At 47.5% G+C, this 12724-nt stretch carries 10 protein-coding genes; 9 read left to right on the forward strand and 1 reads right to left on the reverse strand.

What is annotated here, in order from left to right:
• Positions 1–4 precede the first annotated feature (4 nt).
• Entirely contained in the window at positions 5–1627 is a 1623-nt protein-coding gene (locus LEPBO_RS0123000) for a sensor histidine kinase (protein ID WP_017289942.1), read from the reverse strand.
• A 210-nt stretch (positions 1628–1837) separates the two neighbouring features.
• Here LEPBO_RS0123000 and LEPBO_RS0123005 point away from each other — a divergent pair, with 210 nt between their 5' ends.
• The 9 genes from LEPBO_RS0123005 to LEPBO_RS38005 all read left to right on the forward strand — a co-directional run bounded on the left by LEPBO_RS0123005 (position 1838) and on the right by LEPBO_RS38005 (position 12570).
• The gene (locus LEPBO_RS0123005; protein ID WP_017289943.1) at positions 1838–3079 is read left to right on the forward strand and encodes a glycosyltransferase family protein; all 1242 of its coding nucleotides are present in this window, start codon (positions 1838–1840) and stop codon (positions 3077–3079) included.
• A 6-nt stretch (positions 3080–3085) separates the two neighbouring features.
• Positions 3086–4324: a glycosyltransferase family 4 protein gene (locus LEPBO_RS0123010; RefSeq protein WP_017289944.1), complete on the forward strand. Its 1239-nt coding sequence runs from the start codon at positions 3086–3088 to the stop codon at positions 4322–4324.
• 11 nt (positions 4325–4335) lie between these two features.
• The gene (locus LEPBO_RS0123015) at positions 4336–5532 is read left to right on the forward strand and encodes a glycosyltransferase family 4 protein (protein ID WP_017289945.1); all 1197 of its coding nucleotides are present in this window, start codon (positions 4336–4338) and stop codon (positions 5530–5532) included.
• The gene (locus LEPBO_RS0123020) at positions 5532–7382 is read left to right on the forward strand and encodes an ABC transporter ATP-binding protein (RefSeq protein WP_017289946.1); all 1851 of its coding nucleotides are present in this window, start codon (positions 5532–5534) and stop codon (positions 7380–7382) included. Before LEPBO_RS0123015 ends, LEPBO_RS0123020 begins: the two co-directional genes overlap by 1 nt.
• A 24-nt stretch (positions 7383–7406) precedes the next feature.
• Positions 7407–8441 carry a phosphotransferase gene (locus tag LEPBO_RS0123025; protein ID WP_017289947.1) on the forward strand — a complete coding sequence of 345 codons (1035 nt, stop codon included), beginning with the start codon at positions 7407–7409 and terminating at the stop codon, positions 8439–8441.
• Positions 8442–8883: 442 nt separating this feature from the next.
• Positions 8884–9498 carry a Uma2 family endonuclease gene (locus LEPBO_RS37995; RefSeq protein WP_017289949.1) on the forward strand — a complete coding sequence of 205 codons (615 nt, stop codon included), beginning with the start codon at positions 8884–8886 and terminating at the stop codon, positions 9496–9498.
• A gap of 488 nt (positions 9499–9986) precedes the next feature.
• A complete protein-coding gene (locus LEPBO_RS0123040; RefSeq protein WP_017289950.1) occupies positions 9987–10757 on the forward strand; it encodes a class I SAM-dependent methyltransferase in 771 nt (256 codons plus the stop codon).
• Between the two features lie 5 nt (positions 10758–10762).
• Entirely contained in the window at positions 10763–11692 is a 930-nt protein-coding gene (locus LEPBO_RS38000) for a TauD/TfdA family dioxygenase (RefSeq protein ID WP_017289951.1), read from the forward strand.
• A gap of 83 nt (positions 11693–11775) precedes the next feature.
• A complete protein-coding gene (locus tag LEPBO_RS38005) occupies positions 11776–12570 on the forward strand; it encodes a TenA family transcriptional regulator (RefSeq protein WP_017289952.1) in 795 nt (264 codons plus the stop codon).
• Positions 12571–12724 lie beyond the last annotated feature (154 nt).

Consider the following 12724-nt stretch of genomic DNA (forward strand, 5'->3'; position numbering starts at 1 on the left):
AGCATTACTTCTCCTCGATTTGAAGGGGAATGACGATCGCAAAGGTTGCCCCTTGCCCCGGTTGGCTCCGAACCGTGACTTCGCCACCGTGCGCTTCGGCGATCGATTTGACAATAGATAATCCTAGTCCAGATCCTTCCGAGCGCCGCCGACTGTTCGCAGCACGGGCGAAACGATTGAAAATCCGGGTTTGATCGCTCAAAGCAATGCCTTCGCCAGTATCGCGTACCCAGAAGTGCACATCCCCTTGCGCGATCGCTAAACCGAGAGTAATCGTGTCACGCGCTTGTGTAAACTGCGTTGCGTTTTGTGCCAGATTCATGATTGCCTGCGTCATGCGCTGGCGATCGAACATCGCTATCCCTGTCGCATTGCCTTCTAGCGCCCAGTTGCGTTCCGCCAATGCCTGTGCTTTTGAGAAGAGTTCTTCAGTAAACCCATCTAGATCAACTGGCTCAACCTGCAAGAAATCCGGACGCTCTGATTTGGCTAACAGAATTAAATCATTCACCAGTCGCGTCATTCGATCCAATTCGTCTCTCACCACTGCCAGCGTTTCCTGCTGTTCGATTGGATCGTCGCTGATGAGTTCCAAATGCCCTTGGATGATCGTGATCGGAGTACGGAGTTCGTGCCCCGCATCATTAATCAGGTTGCGCTGACTGATAAAGGATGCCTCTAGCCGATCCATCATGGCATTAAACGAATGTGCTAAGTCTGCAATTTGTCCTGTACCTTGCACTTCTAAGCGCTGATTTAGATCGGATTCGCTAATTCTGCGAGTGGCATAACTCAACGACTGTAGGGGCGATAAGACTTGCTCTGATGCTAACCACGCGAGCAGCAATGCTAGTAGAAGCAATGCCGCAACGACCCTAACCACGACACCCACCGCCTCAATGGTCTCTGCCTCCTCTCCACGAGTTGTATGAGCAATAACCAGTACTCCCAGAGTTTGACCTCGCACCTTTACAGGTTCAAGCATATAAACAACGTCTCCGCTCTTGGGATCATTGATCGAGAATCTTCCTTGCGTCGCTGTCGTCTGTTGTTTCCACTGTTTCATGAGCGCGGAATCACTTTTGAAAATAGTGGGTCTAGCCCTAGGGCTTGATTGGTAAAATCTCCCCTCCACAAACGTGAGCAGGAAGATATCATCTTCTACAATTTGCCGTGCTAAGTACGCATCAAAAAAATCAATTAACTCTTCTTTGGAATAAGGAGTTTGAAACCGCTTGTCGTTCTTAATTAGCTCTGGGTCGTCTACTTCGACGTTATGCTCATCCAACAGTTCCCCCTCTAGCAAATTTTTGAAGACCTCAATTTTTTCACTCACGTCCTGGCTGACCCGTTGATCAATTGCGATCGCCAGAAGATAGCGAAAGGCGGGAATCGAAACTAAAAAAATAAATAGCAGGATCGCGGTGTACCAAAACAAGATGCGAGTCCGGGCAGCCCAAAACAGTTTTTGCCCCAAAAATTGCCTGATGGTCGAGTGAGGATTCTTCGATATCACTGTCGGGACTCGTCGCTTCGTTGAGTCAGACGTAGAGGAGCCTTTAAATTCCATAGCTTTATCGATTTTGAGGAGCTTGGCAGCTTGGTTCTCAAGATTCAATCGTTTCACGAAAACAGCTTCATGAGAATCTTCTCATCCATTTCTCACAGAAGGCTCATGACACAAGGGTGAACGCCACGTTAATTTACGGTTAATGAAGGTTTTACCTTTGGTTATTTTTTGTCATCTCTGCTCGATTCATGCTGAGAGAGTATCCCCCTTACCCATCGATAAAACGAATCTTACAAGCATCAGTGCAACCCATCGTTATTCAATTTTATGACATCACATGCTTGGTCACAGTTTTCTCAGCGATCCGTTCCACTCCGCATTGCGCTTTACTCCCATGACACGATGGGACTCGGGCACAAGCGCCGCAATTTGCTGATTGCTCAGACACTGGCTCAATCACTCCCGCAAGCCTCGATTCTCCTGATCAGTGGAATGGAAGAAGGGCACAGTACCAGTCTCCCACCGAATATCGATTATTTGTCATTGCCTGCTTTGCACAAGGATGGCGAAGGACAGTACCAACCCCGCCGTTTAGAGATGCCGCTGCAAGCCTTAATTGCAATGCGATCGCAGGTGATTCAAGCCGCGCTCAAAGCCTTTGCGCCGGATTTGTTGATTGTGGATAACGTGCCACGCGGAGCGGTGCGAGAACTCAATCCGACCCTAGAGTACTTGCGATCTCAGGGTCAAACCCGCATGGTGTTAGGACTACGGGATGTGTTGGATGAGCCGAGGATCGTCCAACGAGAATGGCAGCGTGCCTCAAACGAAGAAGCGATCGCGCGATATTATGATGCTGTTTGGGTTTACGGTGATCCAGCCGTATTTGATCTCACCCAGGAATATCGTTTTTCGCGAACGGTTGCCAATAAAATTTGCTACGTGGGTTATTTCGATCAGCGGCAGCGCTTGCAGTATCTTGCATCACCCGAAACGGTTATCAATGATCTGGGTTTGCCAGGGGGAAAATTAGCGCTCTGTTTGGTGGGGGGCGGACAGGATGGTGCAGCATTGGCGCAGCACTTCGCTCAAGCAACTTTTCCGCCGGATACAAATGGCGTGATTTTAACAGGTCCGTTTATGTCAGCTAGCGATCGACAACTTCTCCAAACGTACGCGGCAACTCATCCTCGTTTACGGATCGTAGAGTATCTCGAAGAACCCACTCAACTATTGCAGCAGGCGGATTCTGTCGTTTCGATGGGCGGCTATAATACGACCTGCGAATTGCTGTCGTTTGGCAAGCGATCTCTGATTGTGCCGCGCGTCAAGCCCCGATTGGAACAATGGATTCGAGCAAAACGGTTACAAGACCTAGGTTGGATTGATGTGTTGCATCCAGATCATCTCAGTCCAACAGCCCTGACCGATTGGTTAGCGCATCAGCCGACAACACCCGCAACATCGCGATCGCCGATTGATCTCAATGGCTTAAATCGGTTGCCCGAATTCGTGATGGCTGTCTTAACCCAATCAGCATTGCCCGCATCTGCTTATTGTGCCTCATAGTAGAAAATGAATACTTGCCGTTCTGTTCCCGATTCTGCAAAAGTCGCATATGTCTTGAAGCGCTACCCGCGCTATTCTGAAACCTTTGTTGTTTCGGAGATTCTCGCCCATGAAGCGGCTGGATTAGACTTACAAATTTTTGCACTCTATCCACCCTTGGATGGGCATTTTCAAGACATTATTGCTCAAGTGCGATCGCGGGTCACTTACCTGTTTGCATACGATCTAACAGGCATTGCTTTGTGGACTCAGTTCAACGATGCGAGTAGAATCCTACCGAATTTTTGGCAAAAACTAGAAGTTGCTCAGGCAGAAGAGGTCAATCATGTTTACAGAGCGGTGCAGCTTGCCTGCATCGTTCGGCAACAAGGCTTTACGCATCTACACGCACATTTTGCGACCTCTGCCACGATCGTGGCGCGATTAGCAAGTTACTTTGCCGAAATTCCTTACTCTTTCACGACTCATGCGAAAGATATCTTTCACAACAGTGTGATTCCCACCAAGTATCAGCAACTCTTGAACGATGCTGATGCTGTCGTGACAGTGAGTGATTACAACCTCAACTATCTTCAGCAAACCTACGGTTCTGCTGCAAGCCGAGTGCAGCGAATTTACAATGGACTCGATTTACAGCGCTTTCTGTTTGCGGCTCCCTACCCGCGCAACCCTAAGATTCTGGCAGTCGGACGCTTGATCGAGAAAAAGGGATTTGCAGTACTGATTGAGGCGTGCAAAATTCTCGTCGATCGCCGGATCTCCTTTACCTGCGACATTATCGGCACAGGCGAAGAAGAAGCGAATTTACAGCGTCAAATTCTCCAGTCCGGGGTGCAAGACCAAGTTAAACTCTTAGGCCCACGTCCGCAAGGTGAACTAGTGCAGCACGTGCAATCCGCAGCGATGTTAGTGGCTCCCTGTGTCGTTGGCAGGGATAGTAATCAAGATGGTTTACCGACTGTGTTACTCGAAGCAATGGCACTGGGTACGCCTTGCATTTCCACGGATGTGGCAGGAATTCCAGAAGTAGTGCGTCACGAAAAGACCGGATTAAGCGTTCCCCAGCATGACGCGATCTCGCTTGCGGATGCGATCGCGCATTTGCTACAAAACTCGAAATTCGGGGTGCAACTTGCGACACAAGCGAGACAACTGATTGAGCAAGAATTTGATATTCATCGCAATGCGGCTCAGTTACGAACCTTGTTTCGAGCCGCGATCTCAGTAAATCCGATTGTGACGTAGGAGGAATGACAATGCGAATTGCCTATGTTTGTGCTGATCCAGGCATTCCCGTATTTGGGTGTAAAGGGTGTTCGATTCATGTACAAGAAGTGATTCGAGCACTACTGCAGCAAGGACATCAAGTAGAACTATTTGCAATGCGCTGGGACGGAGAACCTCCAGCAGATTTTGCTGCTGTTCCTTGCCACACCTTGCCTACATTACCGAGAGCGGTGAGTCAAGTTGCCGTAGAACCGCGCCAAACCGGACAACGCGAACTGACCTTACTCTCTCTCAATCTAGAGCTACGACTGGCATTAGAGCAAGCAGAACCGTTTGATGCCGTCTATGAGCGCTACTCGTTGTGGAGCTTTACTGGCATGGAATATGCTCGCAGTCATAGCATTCCGGCAGTATTGGAGGTCAATGCCCCTTTAATTCAAGAACAAGCGACTCATCGAGGCTTAGTCCATCGCGAAAGTGCAGAAGCAGTTGCACAACGAGTATTTCGCGCCGCTCATGTCATTGTTGCAGTTTCCCAAGGAGTTGCGAACTATCTCAAGCACTATCGGGAAACTCAGGGAAAGGTGCAGGTTATTCCGAATGGTGTGAATCCTGACCGGTTCACGAAGCCGCAAGTTCCGACTCAACCGAGCGGCGATTTTACGATCGGCTTTGTCGGCACCATGAAACCTTGGCATGGGTTGCCCACCTTAGTCGAAGCTTTTGTTCAGTTTTACGACGAGTTTCCTCGAACGCGACTTTTGATCGTGGGAGACGGCCCTGAACGTGCTGCTTTAGAAGCAGATCTCCTCGATCGCAATATCCACACAGCCGTGCAGTTCACAGGCAAGGTTGCTCCAACCGAAATTCCAGGACTGCTAGCATCAATGCAAGTTGCCGTCGCTCCTTATCCTGACTATCCTGATTTTTATTTCTCGCCGCTCAAGGTGTATGAGTATATGGCTGCCGGATTACCTGTCGTTGCCAGCCGGATTGGAGAACTCCAGACCTTGATTCAATCTGATGTCAATGGGCTGCTCTATGAGCCAGGGAATCAGGTGCAGTTAGCCCAACAGTTCGCTGAACTCTATCAATCTCCATCATTACGTCTGCAACTAGGACAACGAGCACGAGCAACTGTTCTGCGAGAGCATACTTGGGAACGAGTAGCACAGCAGATCGTCGGCTTCATGCAGCAAACGGTTTCAACGCTGGAGGTTGCTTGATGAATCCTGCTCAACAGCTTCAAGTGGTGATTCCGGGCATCGGGCGAATCCTGAAACGGTTTTCGCCTTACATTCGCAAGCAGCAATCTTTGATCACACTCTCGATGCTGGCATTGTTTGGCGAAATTGCGCTGCGATTGCTAGAACCATTGCCGCTCAAGTTCATTTTTGATGAGCTTTTTGTTCAACAAGCAGGTGGAGCCGTTTTGCATCCTGTGCCGTTGATTGGGGCTTTAGATACGCGATCGCTGTTGTTGCTTTGCGCGATCGCAATCGTGGCACTCGCTGGAATAAGAGGTATCGCTGCCTATTGGAGCACGGTGGGATTTGCATTAGCAGGAAATCGGGTGCTCACTGAAATTCGCAGTGTGCTTTATACCCATTTGCAAACGCTCTCTTTATCGTTCTACAGTCGTACGCGCAGTGGAGACTTAACCCTTCGGGTGATCAGTGATGTAGCGGTGCTTCAAGAGGTCGTTGTTACGGCATTGCTGCCCCTACTCGCGAACTGCCTGATTCTTTTAGGCATGGTGGGTGTAATGTTTTGGCTGAATGCACAACTCGCGATACTAGGGCTAACCTTATTGCCAATCTTCTGGTTTTCTACCTTTCGGCTTACCCAACGCATTCGTGCTGTCTCCAAACAGCAGCGGCAACGAGAAGGATCGATGGCAGCGACCGCCGCCGAGTCCATCGGAGCCATCAAATTAGTTCAAGCATTATCGTTACAAGATAAATTTACGACAGTCTTCACGCATCAAAATCAGAAAAGCTTGAAAGAAGGTGTGAAGGCAAAGCGCTTATCGGCTCAGCTAGAACGTACGGTAGAAGTGCTTCTGGCGACAGCAACCGCGCTTGTGCTATGGCGTGGAGCAGAATTAGTATTGAGGAACGCGCTGACTCCGGGAGATCTGCTTGTATTTCTCACTTATCTGAAAAATGCCTTTAAGCCCGTGCGCGACTTTGCCAAGTATATTGGACGATTGGCAAAAGCTTCTGCCGCTGGCGATCGCATTCTCGATCTGCTGGATCAAGCCCCAGACATCTACGACTTGCCCGAAGCAAAACCAGCCCCTCGATTGGCTGGAGCCGTTCAGTTTGACAACGTGAGCTTTGCGTATGAGCCAGGCTATTCGGTTCTACAAGACATTAGTTTTACAGTGAAACCGGGGCAGCGCGTTGCAATTGTAGGCTATTCTGGCAGTGGCAAATCGACGTTAACAACATTATTACTACGCCTCTACGAACCGGATCAAGGCACAATTTTGATTGATAATCAAGACATTCGCCGTTATACCCTGGAGTCTTTGCGCACTCAGATGAGTGTTGTCTTGCAAGATAGTTTACTCTTTGCTGCGAGTGTTTGGGATAACATTGCTTATGGGGCATCGACAGCCACCGAAGCCGATGTGATCGCGGCTGCTAAACTTGCAAATGCCCATGAGTTTATTCTGAACTTGCCCCAAGGCTATGACACGATTTTGGGCGAACGGGGTGTAACACTATCGGGTGGACAACGCCAGCGGCTCTCGATCGCACGAGCCGCCATTCGTCAGGCTCCGATTTTGATTTTAGATGAACCGACGACGGGCTTAGATAAAGCAAACGAGCAAGAAGTAATCGATGCCTTAGAACGTTTGTCAGTTGGACGCACGACCTTTTTGATTGTGCATGATTTAGAACTTGCTGCCCGTGCTGATTTTATTTTTTACATGGAGCGAGGGCGATTGGTCGAACGAGGAACCCATGAAGCCTTAATGCAACTCAACGATCGCTACGCTGCTCTTTATCGACTGCAAGCAACTGAACGACAGTATGCTGCTGCATCTAACCTTGAGTGTTCGATTTAGTGTTCAATTTAGGTTTTGTCTGTTATGTCGATCGCGATTCAAGACCCATTCCACATTCTTGCTGATCCAAAGTTGAGTTTTTTAGCGACTGCATTTGATCCAGTACAAGTCCAACAGCAATTCCAAACTCAGCTTTTCTACCGCTCAGAGCGGCTTAAAGCAATAGAGATACAAGCGATTCGCGTGATTCGCTACAAACCTCAACGACGCTGTTTGATTGAGTACGATGTCTTAATCGAGCACGCAGGTGAGGTACGATCTATGACCTGGATCGCGAAAGTACGATCGAAAAAACTCGATCGATCCTGCTACCGATTGCAGCAACTCCTCTGGGATCACGGATTTGGACAGGATAGTACCGATGGGATTTCTGTGCCAGAGCCGATCGGGGTGGTTCCTCAATGGCGGATGTGGCTTCAGTGCAAAGTCCCTGGCATTCTAGCAACTGAGGTCATCTCAACAGCGGCAGGAACAGAACTTGCAAAAGGGATTGCAGATGCAGCACACAAACTCCATCGTGCTTGGATTCTGCCGAAACGTTGTCATGGCATTGAGGAAGAAATGGCGATTTTGCACGATCGCTTATCTCGAGTCATCGTGCAATACCCTCACTGGCAAACCCGGCTAGAACAAGTTTTAGCTCAATGCGATCGCTTAGCCAGTTCAATTTCATCGAATTTGATCTGCGGCATTCATCGCGATTTTTACCCGGATCAAGTGCTGGTCGATGGATCGCGGCTCTATTTGCTAGATTTTGATTTATTTGCAGGCGGTGACAGAGAGCTTGATATTGGCAATTTCAATGGACATCTCATTGAACAAAGCTTGCGTTTATTGGGTGATCCGAATGCTCTAGCAACTCAGCAAGCTGCACTTAGCGATCGCTTTATTCAGATTAGCGGTGAAGCAACTCATCATGCGATCGAAGTGTATACTACTCTGACGTTAGTCCGGCATATCTACCTCAGTACGCAATTTCCGGAACGTCAGCCTTTTACAGAAGCGATTTTGGAACACTGCGAGCATCGATTGAAGCAACCGTCTTTGGTGCTGAGATAATCGCCCTCAGGTTGAAGGTCGCATCGATTGAATCTTGGACTGTCTATGACTCATACCAAATTGAAAAATGTTTGCGACCAATGCCTTGTGAATGGAATTCGCTAGGACATCAAGTGTCGCGATCAAAAATTGATTAGGTATCAGTTTCTTCGCTTTGGCATAATGGTGGCAGAAATAGTTTTAGGAATGTTTCCAACGATCGAACTCGCTCAATCTGAATCTTTCGCTCCTTAATCTCGATAACAATGCCAGCAACGATCCAATTGATGTGGGTACACTCCGCACAACCGTTAGCTTCTGAATCGGGCATTTGAATCAACGACACAGTAAGAATATTAGGAATATTGGCGGTGCTGAATTGTTTCTTTTTCTTGAATCCATAGCTTATCAAGAAGTAGAAGCCGTTAAAGTAGAAACATCTGATCTCGGCGGAGAGATTCTTATGGTTGCGAGTCCCCAATTCTCTTTGAGTCCTGAAGAATATCTCGAATGGGAAGAACGGCAGGAAATTCGCTATGAGTATCTAGAGGGTGAAGTATACCCGATGACAGGCGGAACACTTCCGTACAGTGAAATTGCTGTTAACTTTGTTACTGTGTTAAAAAGCCATTTGCGGGGGCATGGCTGTCGCGTTTTTAGTTCTGACGCAAAAGTTAGAATCAGCGAGAAAGGTCCTTTCTTTTATCCTGATGCAACTGTGACTTGCGATGAGCGCGATCGTACTGCATTAAAATTTGCTGAACATCCTTGCATGATTGCTGAAGTCCTCTCACCCACTACTGAATCTTACGATCGCGGTAAAAAGTTCGCAAAATACCGCCAACTGAAAAGCCTAAAAGAATATGTCTTAATTAGCTCTGATACTATCAATGTTGAGATTTTCCGATTGAATGAGAAAGAGAAATGGGAACTGACTGCTTATGCTGAAGGAGATGAAATTGAGCTGACTAGTATTAATTACAAATTCCCGATCGAGCTTCTCTACGAAGACATTATGCTAGTTCCTGCTGAGGAGGAAGAATCGCGATCGCTCATACTAGAAGTGCAGGATCTCTAGAACATCATGCTGAAGGAAAAAATAAAGCAAGAGTTAGAGGATGTTTGAAAAGACCATCAAGGGGGTAAAAAAGCTCTCCGGTTATCAGCTGTAAATACATCAAAAATACAGCGCCGATGATAAAGTTTACGATTCTGCTTTATAGGAATAGTTAGTAGCACAGTCAAAGTCATTGCTTCTGAATCCGCAGACAGGTTGTCTACTAGGAAAGTACTGCGATTGTTCAAGTGCCGTAGTGCTATTGAGCCTGTGATTGGACAGAGCAAAGGCGGCTACTGTTGCTGTACTGAATTCTTGAATCGATAATTCAGTAAATTTGCCGTTTCATGCGTTTAGCAAAACTGCATCCAAGTCGATTGAACTATAGATAATACTTATCATATTGTGAAGATTATATTTGAAGAGTGCCTAGACACCGTAAATCTATTGAGTTATGGTCTTAAGTATGTTTTTAGATTACGTAAAAATAATTAGAAATTTCAAGCGTTATGCGAGAGCCACCTTCAACCGTTCAGGCGATATACGATAAAAGTGCGCCTAGTTGGGTCAGACATGAGCCGACAATTCTATCAGACTTTACCGCTCGTCCACCAACCTTGGATTTTTGCGGGAACGTTACTGGAAAGCGAGTTCTGGATTTAGGGTGTGGAGAAGGATACTGTGCGCGACAACTCAAAGAACGAGGAGCAGCATCCGTTTTCGGCATTGATATTTCTCCAGAGATGATTGAGCGCGCCCAAATTCAAGAGCGCCAATCTCCTCTAGGTATTCAGTATCAGGCTGGTAGCGCAACCGACCTAAAAGCATTAAAGACAGAGAGCTTTGACCTAGCGGTTGCAGTCTTTTTGTTTAACTATCTTTCGATCGATGAAATGCTCTGTGTGATGCAAGAAGTTCATCGGTTACTGATTGTCGGGGGAGATTTTATCTTTGTCGTTCCCCATCCGATGCTAGCATTCACTCACCGTCAGTCTGCGCCATTCTACTTCGACTCCGAATCTCAAGGATACTTCTCAGGACGCGACCATGCTTTCACTGGAAAGATTTGGCGGCGCGATGGAATTGCATTAGATGTGCGTAGTTTTCATAAAGTCTTCTCAGACTACTTTACAGCCCTAAAAACGGCTGGATTCACAGCCATGCCTGAACTGCAAGAACTCACTGTTACGCCTGAGTTACTTGAGCTAGATTCGTCTTTCTTTGAGCCTGTTGTTGATATTCCGCTCCACTTACTGATGCGAGTGACCCGTTCATCATAACTTCCATGATTCAATCCTTAACTAAGGCTCAGAACCAGGTCGATCTCATCCGTGATCAGGACTGGACAAGAGCCGATATGCTGCGATCGTCTCAATGGCAACTGACAATTCCGGCAGTCGTTTTCCAGGAATTTCATCGGGCATCTGCAGATCCGTCTGCTGGTTTGCAACACCTCGATCAGCTTGCCCGCACCATTCAGCAAGAACTGTTTGATGGGAGTGGCATCGTCTTGCTGCGGGGCGTTCCCCTCAATTTTAGTGAATTGGTCTGCCGCAACTTTTACTTGGCATTGGGTCAACGAATTGGTAAACCCATCGATCGCTATGGTCTGGTTTATGACGTAACAGATTTGGGGCGATCGTATCAAACTAGCCGAATTCCTATTTCTCAGACGAATGCCGAAACGTCTTTTCACACTGACAGCAGCGCGATCGATTGTTTGCCAGATGTTGTGGGTTTGATGTGTCTTCGTCCTGCGCTATCGGGTGGAGAGTCGCAAGTGGTGAGTGTCCCTGCTGTTTATCAGCGCCTAGCAGCAAGTGATCCGAAGGTGATATCGCTTCTTCATCAGGACTACATTCGCGATATTGTTACCCCAGGATCTGTGTTTTCGTTAGAAAACTTACGAAAAAACCAGTTTCCTATCTTTTCTCACCAAGGACGGCGCGGTTTAACGTTTCGCTATATGCGCTACTGGATTGAGCGCGGTCATCAAAAAGCAGGAGCTTTACTGGATGCAGCGCAGACGGCAGCATTCGATGCGCTCGATCGCACTTTATGCGCTGAAGATCTGGTTCTGCAATTTAAGCTCGAAGCGCGAGACATCCTGTGGGTCAACAACTTCAAAGTGGCTCACAACCGAACGAACTATCAAGATTATGCTGAGCCTGATCAGAAACGTTTATTGCTACGGATGTGGCTCGAACAAGTTTGAATCCGATTCTGTTTCCGTTTGATTGATCAGTTTTGTAAGTATGCTTTGTCCTTGTTCCATTCATCCAGATCTCCCTAACCCCTATGCACAATGCTCTTCCCCCGTTCAAGCGAACGATCCTGAAATTCAATCGTGAAGTTGGGCAATCGGTTGTTTCGATTCGACAAGATTTAGCATCCGTAGAGTCTGGGGCATGTGAGCCACCAAGCACTCCTGCTGAGGCTAGAATGGCGCTCAATCAATTCATGCAGTCGCATCCGTTCTGGCAGAACTCGCTCTTTCAAGCTTGTCGCTCCGGTAGCCTCTCTCAATCAGATTTTCAACTGATCTTTGCCCAATACTCGCTCTACTCTCAAAATTTCACGCGCTACCTTGCCGGGCTAATGGCAAATATGGAGTTCGATGCGTTGCGGGTCAAACTGATTGATAATCTTTGGGAAGAGAGCGGTGGAACTAATCCAGACGAGCGGCACACAGAGATTTTTCACCAGTTTCTTCGAGAAGGGTTGAATGTTGATACTTCTCAAATTCAATATTTAGATTCCACGGTTTTGTTCGTCAAAGAGTATCTAGATTTTTGTTTGCGATCGTCTGCCTCCTTAAGCAGCGCATTTCTTTCACTAGGAACAGAAGCGATTGTGCCTCGAATGTACGGCATCTTTGTAGAAGGTCTGCTCAAAGCGGGTATTCCAGAAACACATCTTTATTTCTTTAAGCTTCATATGGAGGTGGACGATGCCCATGCAGAGACACTTGAGGAAATTATGATGGCTTATTCGGACAAACCCTACTGGTTTATTCAGTGTCAGCAGTCGATCGACTTTGCTTTGTCGTTGCGAATGCGATTTTTCGAGCAACTTTACCTGTATATTTCTTGAACTTTGCGGTGCAGTACGTTCAGACCTAGGGCAGGTACTATTACCTTCACAAAGTAGTGCTAGGTCGAGGTGTTTTACTATCTTGAGAGCAATGTTCGCGATCGTGCGTGGACGCGAGGTTTTGATCTCGATCAGTGGAACGAGTGAATTGCGA

This window comes from Leptolyngbya boryana PCC 6306 (assembly GCF_000353285.1).
Classification (GTDB): domain Bacteria; phylum Cyanobacteriota; class Cyanobacteriia; order Leptolyngbyales; family Leptolyngbyaceae; genus Leptolyngbya; species Leptolyngbya boryana.